The sequence below is a fragment of the Paenibacillus koleovorans NBRC 103111 genome, assembly GCF_004000845.1.
Lineage (GTDB): Bacteria > Bacillota > Bacilli > Paenibacillales > NBRC-103111 > Paenibacillus_AA > Paenibacillus_AA koleovorans.
Genome location: NZ_BIMA01000023.1, coordinates 1 through 17900 on the forward strand (window position 1 = coordinate 1; position 17900 = coordinate 17900).

The 17900-nt window shown below is 52.7% G+C and carries 15 protein-coding genes; all 15 read right to left on the bottom strand.

The annotated features are described in order from the left end of the window. Nucleotides 1-205 precede the first annotated feature (205 nt). The 15 genes from PKO02S_RS10130 to PKO02S_RS10200 all read right to left on the bottom strand — a co-directional run bounded on the left by PKO02S_RS10130 (nucleotide 206) and on the right by PKO02S_RS10200 (nucleotide 17833). Nucleotides 206-1183, bottom strand: coding sequence for a prenyltransferase/squalene oxidase repeat-containing protein (locus PKO02S_RS10130; RefSeq protein WP_127582053.1), 978 nt, complete (start codon nucleotides 1181-1183; stop codon nucleotides 206-208). A gap of 29 nt (nucleotides 1184-1212) precedes the next feature. Then, entirely contained in the window at nucleotides 1213-3399 is a 2187-nt protein-coding gene (locus PKO02S_RS10135; RefSeq protein WP_127582057.1) for an MGH1-like glycoside hydrolase domain-containing protein, read from the bottom strand. Between the two features lie 22 nt (nucleotides 3400-3421). Then, a complete protein-coding gene (locus PKO02S_RS10140; protein WP_127582248.1) occupies nucleotides 3422-4576 on the bottom strand; it encodes an enolase C-terminal domain-like protein in 1155 nt (384 codons plus the stop codon). A gap of 111 nt (nucleotides 4577-4687) precedes the next feature. Then, entirely contained in the window at nucleotides 4688-6067 is a 1380-nt protein-coding gene (locus tag PKO02S_RS10145) for an extracellular solute-binding protein (protein ID WP_164821379.1), read from the bottom strand. 155 nt (nucleotides 6068-6222) lie between these two features. Next, nucleotides 6223-7809, bottom strand: a complete 1587-nt coding sequence (locus tag PKO02S_RS10150) for a response regulator transcription factor (RefSeq protein WP_127582063.1) — start codon at nucleotides 7807-7809, stop codon at nucleotides 6223-6225. Beyond that, complete coding sequence (locus PKO02S_RS10155) at nucleotides 7802-9595, bottom strand: sensor histidine kinase (protein WP_127582066.1); 1794 nt, start codon at nucleotides 9593-9595, stop codon at nucleotides 7802-7804. Before PKO02S_RS10155 ends, PKO02S_RS10150 begins: the two co-directional genes overlap by 8 nt. A 90-nt stretch (nucleotides 9596-9685) precedes the next feature. Beyond that, entirely contained in the window at nucleotides 9686-10531 is an 846-nt protein-coding gene (locus PKO02S_RS10160; protein ID WP_127582069.1) for a carbohydrate ABC transporter permease, read from the bottom strand. After that, on the bottom strand, nucleotides 10528-11412 hold the full coding sequence (locus PKO02S_RS10165) for a carbohydrate ABC transporter permease (protein ID WP_246066909.1): 885 nt from the start codon (nucleotides 11410-11412) through the stop codon (nucleotides 10528-10530). Before PKO02S_RS10165 ends, PKO02S_RS10160 begins: the two co-directional genes overlap by 4 nt. A gap of 230 nt (nucleotides 11413-11642) precedes the next feature. Then, nucleotides 11643-12896 (bottom strand): FAD-binding protein, encoded by a 1254-nt coding sequence (locus PKO02S_RS10170; protein ID WP_127582072.1) that lies wholly within the window; start codon nucleotides 12894-12896, stop codon nucleotides 11643-11645. A gap of 43 nt (nucleotides 12897-12939) precedes the next feature. Continuing rightward, a complete protein-coding gene (locus PKO02S_RS10175; RefSeq protein WP_164821380.1) occupies nucleotides 12940-14709 on the bottom strand; it encodes a diguanylate cyclase domain-containing protein in 1770 nt (589 codons plus the stop codon). A 209-nt stretch (nucleotides 14710-14918) separates the two neighbouring features. Then, nucleotides 14919-15359, bottom strand: a complete 441-nt coding sequence (locus tag PKO02S_RS10180) for an SRPBCC family protein (RefSeq protein WP_127582078.1) — start codon at nucleotides 15357-15359, stop codon at nucleotides 14919-14921. Further along, entirely contained in the window at nucleotides 15346-15804 is a 459-nt protein-coding gene (locus PKO02S_RS10185) for an SRPBCC family protein (RefSeq protein WP_127582081.1), read from the bottom strand. The genes PKO02S_RS10180 and PKO02S_RS10185 overlap by 14 nt, the downstream gene beginning before the upstream one ends. Beyond that, nucleotides 15801-16307 (bottom strand): MerR family transcriptional regulator, encoded by a 507-nt coding sequence (locus tag PKO02S_RS10190; protein WP_127582084.1) that lies wholly within the window; start codon nucleotides 16305-16307, stop codon nucleotides 15801-15803. Before PKO02S_RS10190 ends, PKO02S_RS10185 begins: the two co-directional genes overlap by 4 nt. A gap of 126 nt (nucleotides 16308-16433) precedes the next feature. Continuing rightward, complete coding sequence (locus tag PKO02S_RS10195) at nucleotides 16434-16862, bottom strand: SRPBCC family protein (RefSeq protein WP_127582087.1); 429 nt, start codon at nucleotides 16860-16862, stop codon at nucleotides 16434-16436. Between the two features lie 122 nt (nucleotides 16863-16984). Next, nucleotides 16985-17833 (bottom strand): SDR family NAD(P)-dependent oxidoreductase, encoded by an 849-nt coding sequence (locus PKO02S_RS10200; RefSeq protein ID WP_127582090.1) that lies wholly within the window; start codon nucleotides 17831-17833, stop codon nucleotides 16985-16987. Between the last annotated feature and the right edge of the window lie 67 nt (nucleotides 17834-17900).

Consider the following 17900-nt stretch of genomic DNA (forward strand, 5'->3'; position numbering starts at 1 on the left):
CTCTTATGCGTAGTTACTGGCCAGGGCGAGAGCGTCGTGCGGACAAGCAAGGAGTGAGAAGGAATCGACATCTGAACGGCAAAAATCAGTGTCAGGTGTATAATGCTTGTACATCTGAACCCAAAAAAAGCCGACTTCAGAGCTTAGCTGTACAATCCATATACATCTGGGCAAGTACCGATAACCTCCACTCCCTCAAACCCAATCATTTACCCGCCGAATACCAAGCCAACACCCGCAAGGCGCGCAATGTATTCCACCGACTCGCTTGCCCCACGCCTTCGTTCACCTCGACCGCCATCGTGCCAGGATGCTGGTGCTCGAGCGGCCAGCGACCGTCGCTGTCCTGCTTCGACTCGATCAACGCAATCGCCTCGGCTACACGCTCGTCCGGCTTGACGCCGGCTCGGCGCAAGTACTCGAGTCCCCGCAACACGTCGTAATACCACCATGTCGGGAAGGTGAGGCGCGTCCAATCTGCTCCGCTCTTGCGATCTCGCTCGATCGCTTCGCCTGTCGACAGTCGCCGGAAGAGCCTGCGTGCAAGGAGGAATTCTTGCCCGCGGAGGCGGGCTTCCGTCACCTCCGTGGGGCTCCCGCACGCCAGCTCGTATTCGAGTAGGGCTTCCAACACACAGATTGTGGTATTGAACGACGACCGGATCGAGCCGCTGTCCCCCGCATCGCAATTCCAGCCTCCGTCGGGCAACTGCTCACTAAGCAAGCGGTCAACGAGCCGTTGAACGTCCTGGCCGAAGTAGGCACCGCTCGCCGCCACCTGCCCGTTGATGCACGGCTCGACCTCGCCCGCGAAGAAGGAATTGCCCTTCCACTCCCAGCCCCGCCACGTGCCGTCCATATCCCATCCCCGCCATCTCACGTGGTCACGGACCAGGCCCAGCGCTCGACGCGCTTCACCGCTCAAGGGATCGAGGCCCAATTCTCGCAACAGCAACAGGACATGCATAGTGGAGTCCCACCCGTGGTTCCAAGCCTCGCCAACCCAAGACCCGTCAGACCCTTGAAGGGCGAGCAAGCGTGCGCCAACCCCTTCGGTTGCCACCTTGGCCCGCTCGGCTTCGACCTCCTCCACGGGCGCGTCCATCAAATCGCGCAGCACCTGCCAACGGATCGACGGGTCTGAATCCAGCAACCACTCGATGACCGAACGATGAGCTTTCATCCAACCGTTCTCCTCCCTTATTTCGAGAGCTACAGTCGTATAACAACCTCAGTCAAACAATCAGACCTTGCCGCCACTTTCCCGTCCACCATCACGGTCATCCCTTCAGCAATAGAGGCATTCTCCTTGCACTCGCGCTTTCTCCATGAGATGGTGAGCAGCTTCCCATGGTACGGAACATGCTCCAGCCTAAAGTAGTCCCATCCCATATCCAGCGGTCTAATTCTTACTATTTCGCTTTCCTCCGGTACAATTCCTGCGATTCTTGATATAAGGATGGAATTATAGTAGGAATGAAAATAATCGTAAACCTCTTTATTCCATACCCCCGTCTCCGGATTGACGCTCTCGCATGTATTCAACAGGTTGTTCGCCTCGTCCTGAATCTGAGATCGGGTCCACTTGTTCCAAAGATCTCGAAATAAATCTACATAGGCCTTCGCATTTTCGAATTGTTGGATGGAAGCCCCCAATCCATCCAGGGCGATGGAATTCGAGAAATGCCACGATGGACCGTTCCAGCAGCAAGGATACTTATACGGGTCATTGTCCGATGCATGAGGACCAATTCGCCACATATTATCCGGTGCGTAGGCCGGACATTTCTTGGATACCGTAGGAATGGGATATTCGGCGTAGAACTCCTCAGGGTCGCCCAAATAAGCATACATCGCCATATGTTCTTCATGAAGAATGTCCGCCAACCCCGGGAAAAAGCCCACTACACTCCTGCTCGAGAATGCCTTTGCGTCTGACTTTGGTTCCAGATCATAAAAAAACCGCGAATCTTCATCCCACATCTTGGAAATGATATTTTCCCTAAGCTTAACAAGTTTATCTTGATAGCGATCGGCTTCCATCGGTCTGCCCTTTAACTCCAGCATTTTCTGCAACGCCTGTAGGTTCAAGTATAAAAAAACGGCTTCGTCGATCCGTTTCAGCGCGGTCTCCCGTTCTTTATGAAAGGGGGCACTCTTGGTGTGGTCCCATTGGGGCTCTGTAAACTCAAAAAAGCTGGGCTGATACTCCATAGCCGTTCTCCAGGTTCCAGTTACGATCGGGAGCCCATCATCCTCCCCGACAAACAGAGCTCCCGATTCCCAATTCACAAAATCAGCGATCCGGTCCACATACTCATCGATAAGGACGGGATCCTTTTGTACAAGGTACATATTCCATATAGCCGCCGGAAAATAATTCAAATAGGTATCCCGGAATCTTCCCTTCTCCATCCCCTCCTCCACCTGACTTTCTAAGAGACTGGATGCATAGCCTTGACTGATAGCCGGGTCCCTTAACCACTTGGCTTCATCCAAATGCATAGGAGCGCTGCAGCAACAAGGAACGGAGATCACATCTTTTCCTTCATAGAAACAAGCATCTTGAAAGCAATCGATCTGAGGATAGATCAAATTCTTATAGACCAGATACCATCTGTAATAGTATAGTTTCTCTACATCCTCAGAGGAACACTCGAATCCGGGCACATATGCTTTAAACCATTCGATAAAGGACACGTCATAGCAGCTATACAGGTTGGGTTCATTATCAACATACTGAATCAAATCATCCGGATTCCTATCACCCGTATGGTCCATATAGCCGGCTATAACAACCCTTATTTGCTGGTCGCCAGCCAGTTTAACACTTTTCTTCAACGTACAGTTGTCCTCTTGAACCTGAAAGCCCTTGGCGTAAATACAATATTCCGTTTTCACCACATGTCTGAAGATCTGTCTTGCGTTGCATTCCACATTAAGTTTACCCCTCACATGATCCTTGCCCGCATTGTCCCACCGGAGAAAGAAGGGATTGGCCGTGGCCGACCTGTGGTTTTCAAGAGCGGTGTAGAGGGTATCCACTGCCAACTCTACATTCACTTCATACTCTCGAGGGTTACGAATGTCCAATATAGAGATAAACCTGTCTTGCCGGTCTATGAATTTCTTCTCTTCCACGAGCAGGCCCTCAGACTCGAACTCCATTTTAAGCCCCGTGGGCTCCCACCGTAAGTTTTTACAGTCCAAGGTACAGGATTTCCCATCCACACTGGCATGGAGCCTCCACAAGTAGTTATAGGGTACATTATTGATCGTCACGTAGCTGATCGAATCGGATACAAAGCCGGGGCGCTTCTCCATTCTTCTCACCCATAGCCGGTTCCCGGTCATATCCGTTCTAACCCCATTCGCTAGCCTATCTATAAGAAAATCCACGTTCTGCCCCCTATTCCCCGACCTAGCGGCTATCAACCGACCAGCCATACTCTTTCACCAACCGAAGAAAATAATCAATATCAAGCTCCAGCCCAAAGCCGGGTTTGTTCGGGACTCGGACATGACCATCCTCGATCCGGTAGCCCGAAGCATCCATTCCCTGCATAACGGCTTCGTCCCATTCCACGAACTGAAACTGCTCGACAGCCGACTTCAGATGGCTAAGCGCATAATTGCCGTAAGCACGACCATAGTTATGCGGGGAAGCTTTCAGCTTCCATTCATCCAGCTTCCTGCCAAGCTCCACCCAGCCGGAGAACGAATAATTGAGGATATCATATTGAATGACATCAATGAGCCCGGATTGGGCCCAATCGAGCAACTGATGAGAAACGGTCCCCCCCTCGCCGTCGGCAATGAGCGTCCTGAGCTTCTCCTTCCCCATCCACTCCCTCAAATCCTCGTAATAGACCGGATCTTCGTGAAAGGCTTCTTCGATCCAATAAAGATCGCAATCCGCCGTTTCCGACAGCACCTGTTTCGCTATGTTGAGGTTATATCCGTTATTGGCATCGATCATCACTTGGCCGCCCGGACCCGCCGCCTCGCGGACGCCGCGAATGACCGCAATATCCCTGCTGATGCCCGCAAGCAGCGGCATATGTCGAGCGCCGCGGCCTACTTTGATTTTGAAATGTCGATGGCCCTTGGCTGCACCCTCTCTTACTTCATCTTGGATACATTCTACGGCAGCGACATGGTCTGAAAGATGCAGATCATCGAAGTAGAGCGAGGTGTCGTAGCAAGGAACCCTGTAATTGGCCGGATCCTCCTTCTTTCTTGCGAATAGCTCGCATACCGGCTTGCCTTGCACCTGTCCGAGCCAGTCCAGGAGCGGATAGTCGAGCTCCCTGTATGCCGGCAGCACCGTACCGTCCATGCCGAACAGCTCTATCGCACGTTTGCCAATCAGCTTCACGGCATCTTCTCTTCCGGCGCGTGTCCACCCAAAACCGCTAACTCCGCCCATCGTAATACGCGCTACAAGATATTTCATCTGGTTGCCGCGCGCACCCAGCCTGGCGTTCGCTCCGGCCGATCGGTGCCGCTCCCCTTCCATGGCGACGCATTCCACCTTCTCAATCTTCCAATTCGGGTCGATGTTGAACAACCCCATCTCCACAGTACGTCTCCTCCTTCATAGGCCATATAAGCAGAAGACGCCGGGCTACAAGCTCCGGCGACTTCTTGCTAGGCTAAGAACCTGTTGCTTCCTCTTACAGCAGTACTACTTCGCGGCCTTAATCGCGGCATCCGCCTTCTTCTTCATCTCGGCAAGCGCCTCGTCGATCGTGGAGACGCCGAACAGCGCCTTCTCCGCTTCGTTCTGTAGAATCGTGTTGATTTCGTTATAGGCCGTATATATGGTGTCGGTGTAAGACTTCGCTTCATAGTTCAGGAGGATTTTCTTGAACTGTTCCACATCGATCAATTTCGCAGCATCGGGGCCAAGCATAATCTTGGCGATTTCGTCCTTATTGTTCTTCTTCCACGTCGGAATATGGCCCACCTTGGCCAAATCCACCGAGCCCTCCGTCGACAGCCATTTCAGGAACAACCAGGACGCTTCCTTCTCCTTCGTGTTCTTGTTCATGGCCAGGTAGCCGAAATGGCGAAGCCCGCCGTTATACACGTCCTTCTGGTCCTTCTCCATCGTCGGAAGCGGAGCTACCGCCACCATGAAATCGCGGGGATAATCCTTCGTATTGCTGATGAAGCGCGAGAACGCATTCGAATTGACTGTCATGGCCGCTTTCCCGGCCATGAACACATCGTTAGCGGTCGACTTGGTCGATTTATATTCGACATAAGGAAACTGGTACTTGTCTACGTTTTCGATCTTGTTCTTGAATTCAAGTGCTTTCTTATAAGACGGATGGTCGAAATTAGACGTGCCGTCCTTCTTGAACCACGCATCTCCGCCGAGCACGCCCCTGACCGGAAGCGTCCAGTAGTAATTGGTGTGGAAATCGGAGGAGCCATACACCTTATTGCTTCCGTCGCCCTTGGTCATCGCTTTGGCATAGGCCGCATATTCATCCAGCGTCCACTTGTCCGGCACCTTCAAGCCGGCGGCGTCCAGCATTTTCTTATTGATAAACACAGCGTCAATTTGCGACGTCGTCGGCAAGCTGTAATATTTGCCGTCAACCTTGTACGTATCCTGACCGAACTCACCGACTACATCCAGCTTATCCCGGGTGATAAATTCGCTCAGATCCTGCAGACCGTTCTTCTTGGCTCGAGCCTCCAGCCGGGTCAGCCCGTAGTTGAAGAACACGTCGATCTGCTGTCCGGCAATCAGGCTCGTATCGATCTTCACATTGCCTTCGTCGTTATTCGAGAATTGCACATACTCGACTTGAATCTGCGGATATTTCTGATTAAACTTCTTGATCATCTCCGCCGGTCCTTGGTCTTCCGCCCATGCCGCCCACCAGCTGATTTTAGCCGGTTTGACGGTCTCGGACGCAGTAGCCGAAGGCTGACCTGTCGGCTGGCTCGACGCGCTTCCCGCCTTATCCGGCCCGGTGCTTCCGCAGCCGCTTAATATCGCCCCAGCCATGGCCACGCTTAGCACGACCGGTGCCCACCTCTTTTGTCTCATACAAATCCCCCCCATTGGTGATCGTTCCTCAGCATAGCGCTTACAACACTGAGTATAATCCGTTGCCTGTACGGTCAGAAGGAACGATTTTGCCTAAATGGTTCACTTATTTTGGCTTTGGAGCCGGATGTTCACTAATTTATGAATGGGGTTCGTTAATTTTTGGCCCCCTGCTGACTGGTCCGGTACTGACTTGGGCTGACGCTTTTCTCTTTCTTGAACGCACGGCCGAAATAGTTGATGTTATCGTATCCTACTTGCTCCGCAATCAGATAGACGGGGAGATCGGTCCGAAGAAGCAGCTCCGCCGCCTTGTCCATCCGGATTTCCGTGAGCAGCTCGATGAAGCTTTTTCCCGTCTCGCGCTTGAAGAGGGAGCTCAGATAGCTGGGGCTCATATTGACGATCCCGGCGGCATCGTTCAGCGTAAGGTTCTCGGTATAGTGCGCTCTCATATAACCGATCAATTGGCTCACTTCCACGCGGTACTTCTCCCGTCCGGCCTTCGCCAGCTGCTCGACAAACGAGCCGAAGAGGGAGCCGAACCAGGCCTTCATCTCCTCGATTGTCTCCTTGCGAAGCAGCTCAATATGGATAGGGACCGTATCCGCGTATACATGGTCCCAGGAGATGCCATGGCGTGCAGCTACGCGCTTGACGGCGTGAAGGATCTCCATGAACATGCTGATATCCTGATTGCGATAGCACTTACTGGCAGATAATCTCTCGAAGAGAGACTCCTTCAACAGCTCCAGCCCGGCCAACTGGCCGGTATCCGCGCAGCGCTCCAGCTCCTCGGCGTCCTTCTTATCGAACAGGACTTGATCCCCGTGCGCAAAGAAAGATGGCTCGTACCGGTAGCCCTTGCCCAGCCCATGATAGAAAGCATACTGCACCGCTTCCTTAGCCTGCAGGAATGCGGTCTTAAACTCCGCTGACGAAGCAAAACAATCGCTCAGTCCGACGCTCCCCTCCATATTCAGAAACCGCCGCACCGCATGCAGCAGGGGCTCAACGTTTATCCGTCCAGCACCCTCCGGGCTGGTGGCCTGTGCCAGAACAATCAGCGCCATGAATTCTCCGCTCTTGTACTCCAGCACATGCCGGCAGCGTCCGGGACCGTATACCTCCGCCAGATGCAGCAGAGCGCTCTCCAGCCCGATCCACGCCGCTTCCTCGGGTCCGTGCAGCTTGATATACAGGACGGCCCATTCGTCGCCAGGCTCATCCTTCTGCCCGAACCACGCGTCCCGCTCCGATTCGTCGACCGGCTCGCCGCACACCAGCCGAAGCATCGTCCGCTTCAGCTGTTCCCCGTTCAGCGCAAGCTCCGCCGGCTGCCCTGTAGCCTGCGGAACGGCGCGCTGCTCGAGCTTATCCGCCGTCGTCTGAAGCAGACGGATCAGCTCGGCCGGCTTGATGGACGCCTTCAGAATATAGTCCTCGGCATCAAGCTTCATCGCTTCCCGGACATACATGTAATCGCTGTGGCTGCTGAGCACGATAAAGCGGATAAAGGCGTATTTGCGGCGAATCTCCGCGATCAGCTCAAGCCCGTTCAAGCCGGGCATGACAATATCGGTCAGCACGATATCCGGCATATGCCGTTCGATCAGCTCGCGAGCCTGCAAGCCGTCGCTCGCGGTAGCGACTACCTCGAAGCCGTAATCCTCCCAGCGGATCAAGGAGGTCATCCCGATGCGCACCAGCATCTCGTCGTCCACAATGATGACTTTATACATGAGTCCCTCCGGTCGGAACGAACTTCGGCAAGGTGACGGTTATGGTTGTCCCTTCTCCCGCTATGCTGTGGACGGTTATTCCATAGGGCTCTCCGAAATGCAGCCGAATCCGCTCATGCACATTCAGCAATCCGATACGCTCTCGTATAGGCCGGGCATCGGTACCGGCAATTGCGCTATTCATCCACCGCAGCCTGTCCTCCTCCATGCCCGCTCCATTATCCCGAATGACAAGCGAGAGCTGTCCCTGCATTTCTTCCACATCAATGTCGATTTGCTGTCCCCCGTGATGATGCTTAAAGCCGTGGAGGATGCTGTTCTCGACTAGCGGCTGCAGCGTAAACTTCACGATGGCGCAGGACAGCAGCTCATTCGGAACGTTCGTTCGCAGCTCGATTGCCCCGTTGAGTCGAATATTTTGCAAGGTGACATAGCTCTCGATATAGTCGAATTCCTGCCGCAGCGTAATAATATCTTCCCCTCGGCCGATGCTGGCCTCCATCATAACCGCCATATGCGAGATCATATCGCCGACCTCCTGATCCCGTCGGATATAGGCCATCCATTTAATATTGTTCAGCGTATTCAACAGGAAGTGCGGATTGATTTGGGCCTGAAGCATCTTGAAGCGCAGCTGCTCCTTCTGCTTCTGCTCGTCCTTCACATGCTGGATCAGCTCCTTGATCTGCTCCAGCATCCGATTGTAGGTTGTCATCAGCTCCGCGATTTCATCCTTGCCTTTGACCCATATGGCGCCTGCATGCAAATCTCCCTTCTCCACTTTAATCATCTTGAGGCGCAACAGGCGAAGCGACCGCGTTACCCCATAGGAAATCGTGCCGGCCACCAGAATGAAGACGACAATGATGCCGCCGATCGTATACAAATAAATTTCCCGCAGGCTGACAATTTCCTTGAACACATCCTCATACTGCATAAATTGCGCGACTTTCCATCCGGTTACGGCAATCGTCCGATAGCTCACGATAAAACGCCGATCGTTCAGCCGCTCGATAAACTGTCCCTGATCCTCATCGGTCATTGCTTTTATCGCTATTTCTTCATATTCCTGACTGGACAGCCAACTATCCTTGGAACGATAAAGCACCTGACCGTCCGCCCCGGATAACATAACGTGTCCTTCGAGCGCACCGAGGATGGTCCCCAGCTCGCTGGCCCTTACCATAATGATGACCACGCCGAGATTCCGGTTGCCGTCCTCCGAGTCGATGGACTTCGCGACCATAATAACGGGTTCTTTCCGGAAATTGTCGATCAGATTCGTTTCCTCGTACACCCATAGAAACCGGTTTTTCGCTTGTTTCGCTTCCGGCAGCCAGGTGAAGCTGGCAAGCGTGTCCTTCTTCAACCCCTGATTCAACAGCGAAGAATACAGTTGCCCGTTGTTGTCCAGGATGGTGGTATAGAATTGCATTCTATATAAATAGCCGCTATTTAATTTGGCGGTCAGCTCGTCGGTTACCCGAAGCCGCTCGTAGGCGCTCATTTCGTCCGGCGAATCGAGCACGTGAGCGATGGAACGGTCGATGCTGACCAGCATAGCTGCGGACATCATCTGCCCTAGAATATCCTCCATATTGCTCTGGGTGAGATGCAGCGATTCCTGCATAGAAGAACCGATTTTATCGGTGATGATATCCTTGAGCGACTGGAAGCTGTAGTAGAAGGTGATGCCGAATGGGATGATCAGAAAAACAATGACGAGAGTGAATATTTTGCTCTGCAAGGTACGAAACCGCACGAGCCGCCACCAACGCTCCGACATGATCCTCGAACACCCCCTATTGTGCCGTCGTCATGATGCATATATTTCGTAGTGTACCACACCGGATGTCCCAATATCGGCTTCGATTTCTTACCCTTTAACGCCGCTTGAAGCGATGCCTTGGATGAAATACTTCTGGAACAGCAGGAATACCAGCATAATCGGCAGCACCGCGCATGTCGCTCCGGCCATGACGAGATTCGTCCGGATGCCTTCCTGATCAAGCAGCGCCTGCAAGCCGACCGGTATCGTAAACAGCTCCTTGCTGGTCAGGAAAATGAGCGGATCGAGATAATTGTTCCAATTCCAGACGAACGAAAGGATGATCAGGGAAACAAAGCCCGGCTTGGCAAGCGGAATGACGATCCGCCAGAAAATGCTGAAATGCCCGGCACCGTCGATAAAGGCCGACTCCGAAAAGTCCTTCGGGATACCCATGAAAATCTGTCTTAGCAAAAAGATGCCGATAATATTGAACATGCCCGGAAGGATTAGCGTCCAATGGGTGTCGTACACGCCAAACCAGTTAAACAGAATGAAACGGGGCACCAGCGTCACTTGATGGGGGATCATCAACGTCGTCAGGTACACAAGGAATATAATGTTTTTTCCTCTGAATTCGATCTTGGCAAACGCATAAGCCGCAGCCGCACTGACAAGGAGCGTACCTAGGATTGTGAGAACCGTGACCTTAATCGAATTGAAGAAAAAGAGCGAGAAGGGGTAATACTTGTTCGTCCAGACGAACTTGTAATTCTCAAACCGGGGATGCTCCGGAATCCAACGGATCGGGAACTGAAATACTTCCGCTGGCAGCTTCAACGAAGCCGACAGCATCCACAGGAATGGCATTAGCATCAGAATGCCCAGCGCCGTAACGGCAACTGTAACTAGCAGCTTAATGAGACGTTTGACCCATGGAGCGCTCGTTGTCATGAGTAATTCACCCACTTCTTCTGCTGTCTCCATTGCACGAGCGTAATCAGGAATATAAGGAGGAACAGCACCCATGCGATGGCCGAGCCGTACCCGAATTTGTAGAAGCGGAACGATGCAACATAAATGTAGTGCACCAGCACCGAGGTCGATTCCCCCGGCCCTCCTTGCGTCATAATGTTAATCGGACCGAACACCTCGAAGGAATGGATCACACGGGTAATGAACAGAAAGAACGTCGTCGGCGATAGAAGCGGAAGCGTAATGGAGAAAAACTTGCGTACCCCGCTCGCCCCGTCGACCTCGGCCGCTTCATACAGCTCCTTGGAGATGCCCTGCAAACCCGCCATGTAGATGACCAAATCGTAGCCAAGACCGTTCCAGATCATCATCAGCATGAGGGAAGGGAGCGCCCAAGTCGTACTGGCCAGCCACTGCGGAGGGTGCTCGATGCCGATGGACTGAAGAAACTGCGTAATCGGCCCTTGCGAAGGATGCAGCAGCGCCATCCAGACGACCGAAGCCGCGACTATCGTTGTAATGTACGGCATGAAGTAGACGAGCCGGAGCGGCCCTTTCATATACACCTTGCTGTTCAGCGCTATCGCAAGTACCAGGGCGATCGCCATTGTGACGGGCACGACTACAATCGTAAACACCGCGTTGTTGCGGAGGGATTGATAGAATAGCCCCTCCTTGAACAAGGCGATATAGTTGTCGAGTCCTACAAACTTGATCTGACGCAGTCCGGAAATCAGATCCCACTCGCTAAACGACAGCACCAGAGAAAATACAATCGGGAACAGCATAAACAGCACAAAACCAAGCAAACTGGGAAGCAAAAACAGAAGACCGACAACCGCATCTTTTCTTGGGTTCACCCCATCACCTTCATTCTCCAGTATTCAAGCCATGTCTCGCTCTCATTATAGAGCGGATGTTCGCCGGCTTTGAAGGAATGATCTTCGTGACAAGTTTCATCTTTTTTGCCGGTTGCGGGCGACGTTCAATATTATTGGGGGAATGTTCATTATTTTTGGATCGTAGGGATACGCAAAAATCCCCCTAGACCCATCTCTAGGGGGATACACGCATCTAGCTTCTAATGCACCTACCACAAATACCGTTCCAAGAACGAATTGCGGAACTTTCCCTGCGGATCGCAGCTGGCTGCGAGCTTTTGGAAATCAAGGCGTTTCTCATAGAGCGACTTCAATCGTTCCGGCGCCATGGCGAACAGCTTCGCCCAGTGCGGGCGCGCCTCATAGGGCTCAAGCGCGGCTTCGATGAGCGGCAACACACGCTCCACCGCCTCGCCGTGCGGCTTCCATGTAAAATGAATGCCCACGGAATCGCGGTCGTAGCTTGGACTCATCCATAGCGGATCGGCAGCAATGGAACGGACTTCCGAGGTGTAGAGATGCGGAGCAAATTGCTCCCGCAGCTTGTAAATCGTCTCTAACGCAGCGTAGGCCTGGCTTCGCGGCACAAAGTACTCGCTCTGCAGCTCCTCTCCCGCACTCGGAGTAAACTCCATCCGAAAATGCGGCAGCCGCTCGTGCCAAGGTCCCCTTTTGCCTAGCTGCTCACTGCAGGGCTCCGCGGAAATGCCCGGTACGGGATGCAACGGCACTGTGGCCCTCGTCGCCCCGTAGAACTCATCCTCGGCGAACGGATCCTCCTCACCCACGAGACATTTCAACCACACCTGATTGAAGTGTTCGCTCTTCCAATCGGTGAATAGGCTGACGCTGTACGCGCTCGAGAACACATCGTCGAAGTGACTTTCCAGCTGGGATAGAGCTATATTCTCAAACAACCGTTGGCTGATATCAAAGCTCGGCACGATGTCTAGTGTCAGCTTCGACACGACGCCTAACGCTCCAAGACTGACCATGGCTCCGTCCGCTTCCGGCTGTTCACCGCGTGTATAAACGACCGCTTCGCCGCTTGAAGTCACAATCTCAACCGAGCGTACGGCCGTAGCGAGATTGCCGTTCCGGTCCCCGGAACCATGCGTCCCCGTTGCACAAGCGCCAGCAATCGTAATGTGCGGAAGAGAAGCCAAATTATGCAGCGCATATTGGTTGGCATGCAAATAACTTGCCAGCTCTCCGTATCGAATGCCGCCTTCCACCGTGACGGTCCCGCGGGTACGGTCAAGCTCCAGTACTCGACTCATCTTCTTCAATGAAACTAAACTGCCGGGCGTGTCGGCAATGCTGTTGAACGAGTGTCGCGATCCAAGCGCTTTGATCCTATGGCGCTTCGCCACCCATTCCTGGAGCTGCTCCACCCGCTCCGGCTCGAACAGCTCCTCGGCGCTGTACCTGTAATTCCCCGCCCAATTGCGTTCCTCTTGCATCGTGCTCCTCACTCCTTCTCATCGTTAACGGCAAACATCAACCCTACACGGTTTTACTATAAAAGCAGTAACGGTTTTTCCCCTTCGATTTGGCCTCGTACATCGCCTGATCCGCCTGATGTAGAATCGTCTTAGCCTCTATGCCGGCCTCGTTGCCCAAAGCGATCCCCAAGCTGCCGGAGATGGCCACCGGGTGGCCCATGATGACGTCAATGTGTCGCACGGCGGAAAGAACACGATCGGCCAATTGATCCAAATCAACGTGCTCGACCCGTTCCACCAGAATCACAAATTCATCTCCGGCCCAACGGGCTACAATGTCCGGCTCGTCGGTACACCGTTTGAGCGCGGCCGCCACTTCCTGCAAGAGCTTGTCGCCCCTTTCATGCCCCAGCGTATCGTTCACCTGTTTGAACCCGTCCAGATCCAGGAACAACACCGCATAGGGATCCGCTCCCGCTTCCTGCATGGACGCTCGGCGTTCCAGCCACTCCCCGATATACCGGCGGTTTGGCAGTCCGGTCAACTCGTCGTTGTGCGCCTTATGTATGGCTTCCGTGCGGTTTCCGAAGGCGATCAAGTGACCATAGAAGGTCGTGGTACCCTCATCTCGGATCGGAGTGACATGACACTCATAGTAGGAAGCCTCTCCATCCGACGCCTGATGGGCAACGTACTCCCGGAAGGCAGCCTGCGTTTTCTCGAAATAAAGGAACATCTCTTCGGCGAGCATTCCCCCATTCAACAGCTTCATTTCCTGGACATACGTTACAAGGGAATCCCCTATAGACAACGGCCTTCCGAACAGCTCCTCAAATCTCCCATTGGCAAACACCACCACTCCCCGCGTATCGCACATCGTAATCGCTTCATGGCTCGATACTAGCATGCGTTCAATAATCTTGTTCTGTTCCGCGATCTTGCGTCCCGCCTTCCGACTTTGGTCATATAGCCCCGTCATCTTCACGTACATTTGGATAAATTCGTAGAACAAGGCAGCAAGTACGATATTCGCAAAAAGAAACGTATGGAATTTGGACACATACCAGCCCAGACTGAATCGGTTGCCTCCCCACAGGACGATCCCTACGTCCAATACGTTCACAAGCAAGGCGACGCAGAGCCAGGCCGAAGTCACCGTTCCAGCTCGGGTCAGTCTGTAGTAAAAGACGAAGGCTGCACAACTAAGTACCATGATAGGCAGCGCATAGCCAAACGTAAATAACCTTGACACAAGACCGAAGTTCACCAAATTGGGCAGCTGTTTCTCAAAAGCGACCGAAACATACACGAAGCAGGCGACAATGCCAACGACTCCCACGCCCAATAGGACGGTTCCCCGCAGGGCTTGTTTTGCGCTCCATCGCACCTCTCCAAACCAACGTTCCATGGTGGTATATATTAGAAGGGTCACAGGGAATCCGGCGTGCCAGTAGACATACAAATATTCAGCCGTCTGATTGCCCGGAGTATAGTATGTCGGCGGAAAGAACCCCGGAAACAGAATTAGATAGGCCAAGGTCATCAGAGAAGTGTAAGCGTAGCCTGCGCACAAGACCAAGATCTGAGGGGAGCGGTGGATGCGAAACTGATTATAGAACACGAAGATGGTCATCCATTCAAAACAGACCACCGTGCCTAGCAATGTCGGCAGGAACGTATTGGACTTGGGCAACTCCAATCGGGCAAACGGCACGCACAACAACGTAAGGACGGCAATAATCAGGCCAATAATAAAAGTAGACCGCCGCTGCAACCGGTTGGACGGCATGGTAAAGAGGGTATAGGCCGGAATTTCGTTATGCTTCGACATAGTACATCTCCAGTGCATTTTCTCCATCAACGATAACTATAACATGCAACTGAAATCCTATCCTATAGCGATTTTCATCGGTTTTTTCGAAAAAATCTTAACAAAAAAAACCGCCGTCCGATTCCTGAGGGATCTTGAACGGCGATTATTCTAGAGTCCGCGCACGAGCAGCCATTTTTTCCGGTAAATGCAGCTATGACGTTGCAAATCTAGTTGGCTATGTCCGACAGCACCTTGCCAAGCCGGTCCAGATTCTGTTCATTGCCCTCTATGCAGTACGGCTTAGCTTGTTCAAACTCCTCTTTCTTCTTAAATAGTTGACGGAAGGTGACCTTGGTACGGCCCCCCAAGTCTTCGAAGGTAGCCGTCACCCGAAATTCGTGGCCGGATAGATGGTCGAGCACGACCCGCTCCGACGGTACAATCTCGACAAAGACGCTATGATTCGGGTAATCTGCGCCATCCGGTCCGTGCATGGTGTATCGCCATGTGCCGCCCGGCTTCATATCGCACTCATGAAACGTATTCGTGAAGCCTTGCGGTCCCCACCACATAGCTAACAAATCGGGGGTAGTCCAGGCTCGAAATACAAGCTCACGCGGGACATCGTATTCGCGCGTAGCCATAAGTTCATTTTCACCTATTGTCATGTTCCTGTCCCCCTTCTATTGCCTTGCCCAGGTTGTCCAACATGATCTTGGTACCGTGCTCTCGTATTTCCGGCGTATCGTGTCCGTCGAAAAATGCGCCTTGTTCCGTGAAAATCAGCTTCGTGCCGCCCTCTGCCTGAATGAGCTCGATCGTAGTGATCGAGACGGACATGCGTATGTCTCCCGAATCCAACGTGTACGTATAGACAATACGCTGCTCCGGAATAAGCTCCTGGTAGCAGGCATCGAAGGTAAAGATCGGACCGCCCGGCGGACCGCCGCTGCTATATTCTCGACCTCCAACCCGGAAATCAAAGATAGCTGGCTTTGAAAACCATTTGGCTTTGGCAATAGGGTCCGCCCATGCGTGATAAACCCGCTCCGGTGGAGCGGCGTAGATCCGTTCGACGACGAAGCTTCCATGCTTGACGAATCGTTCGTTCATTCATTTTCCTCCTTCTGTTTCGGGATTCCGCTCTCTTCAGCCAGAAAGTCTCCCAACAGCTCCAGATGTCGTTCCCAACTCGCTCGCCGCTCCAAGACCGGCTTCTCCAATCCGATCTTCATGGCTTGCAGAAGGCTGGTGAAATCTTCAACCGTTAATTCCGCCTTACCCTGCATCAGCTTGGATACATGCCGGAGCTGCTCCAATAATTTCTGCTGGAGTTTCATCTGTTCTGTGATTTGGTCGATCTGTAATCCCACAATCTCTAGTGGACTGATCTGCCCGCCATGTAATGCCGATTTAATCTCCTCAAGAGATAATCCCAGCTCCTTAAGCGATAAAATCTGGTGCAGTCTGGACAAGTCCAACTCATTGTACAGCCTATGGCCGGATTCCGTTTGTCCCGATGGGGAAAACAGCCCGATTTGATCATAAAAACGCAAGGTTCGCACGGTAAGCCCCGTAAGCTTGGCCAGATCTCCGACCTTCCAATATCTCTTCATGAACCAACTCCACTCTTCGGCGCTAGCTGTGTACCGGTAGCTTTATTATAAAACATTACGTAACGTAAGGTTCAACAAGAAAAAAGATGGCGCCCTAGGACACCATCTCCGACTAACCTTATCCTCTTACTCGTTGGATTCACTGTACTTTTTTAAATTATCCAAAATCGCCTGCCACCCTGCTTGTTGCATCTCAATAGAATTGGTGGATTCTGCGTCGAACGTTTCAATTACTTTCGTATCGTTCCCTTGGCTTTCAAAAGTAGTCGCAACCTTTCTTCCATCGCCCATCGTGTAAGAAAGAAACTCATTTGTTCTCACTTCATCATAGATACCGCCAAAATCAAATCCGAAGCTGCCATCCTTAGCTTCCATTCGTGTAGAGAACTTCCCGCCCACTCTCAAATCATTCTCGGCATTCGTCGCATGCCAGTCATCAGAAGCGAAAGCCCATTGCGTAATATGCTGAGGTTCCGTCCGATACTTCCACACCTGTTCAATCGGCTTACGAATCGTCGTCTCAATGGTAATAGATACAAAATTGCTTGTTCCCATCGTAATACCTCCTCCATTTTTCTTGCAAATTTTCTTCATGTCGTTCCTACAAACTCAATATACATCATCAGGAATATTCCTGTCAAGGAATATTATGATTTGGGGCTTTTCCTGGGGGCAAATCAGAATCCACGCTGATAATCCTCCCTGTAGATTTCATCCACCCGGGCCAGCACTTCGGCTCCTTGCTCCGCGAACTTCAATTTGGAGGGTCTGCCTTTCGTCAGATAGCCGCCGCTAGGAACGTCGCCTTGTCGACCAAGCGCCGCATCGTAAAGCAAGCCCGCCCCTTTCGACGGATCCGGAAAGAGCAGCTTCATGACAGGCCTCAGCAAGAAAGGCAAGCCGGCCCGATTCTTCGGGTTAATCGTGTTGTTGCCGCCCGGATCGACGCTGAGGACGGTGATCCCCTCTTGAGCGAATAATTGAGGCCCTGCCTCCCGCGTCCATAACGACAGCGCGAGCTTCGTAGCGGCATAAGGCCCGAACAATTTGCGGAATGAAGTCGGCTGCTCCAACGTACTGGCATTAAAAGTAGTAAGGGAGGCGAACGCATTCGTAGACGTGTTGACCACCTTCCGATGCTCCCCCCGCTCCAGCAGTCCCTTCAACTCCATCATAATCAGGTACGGCGCGACCGTCTGCAGCTCATAGTGGAGCTCGCGACCTTGCGGGGAATAACGGATCTCGGGCAGACTTCCGCCGGCGTTGTTGAAAATCAGATCCAGGCGGGATTCTTGCGCCAGAATCAGCTCGAGCGCTTGCTTCAATTGCCGGAAATCCGCCAGATCCGCTCTATACTCCCGCAGCCTCCGTTCCATTGCCGCCTCCTGGACAATCGGATCTTCCGCAGGAAACGCCGAGCGATTCAGACCGACGACCTGCCAATTCTCGTTTAAAAGCCTGCGCGTCAACGCCAAACCGATCCCGCTGCCTGCTCCCGTAATCAATGCTGTTTTCTTCCCGTTCATCGTCCTTGTCCTCCCGTTGGCTTACTTTGCTTAAGCCACAGTTTACAAGTTGGAGTCGACTTCAAGT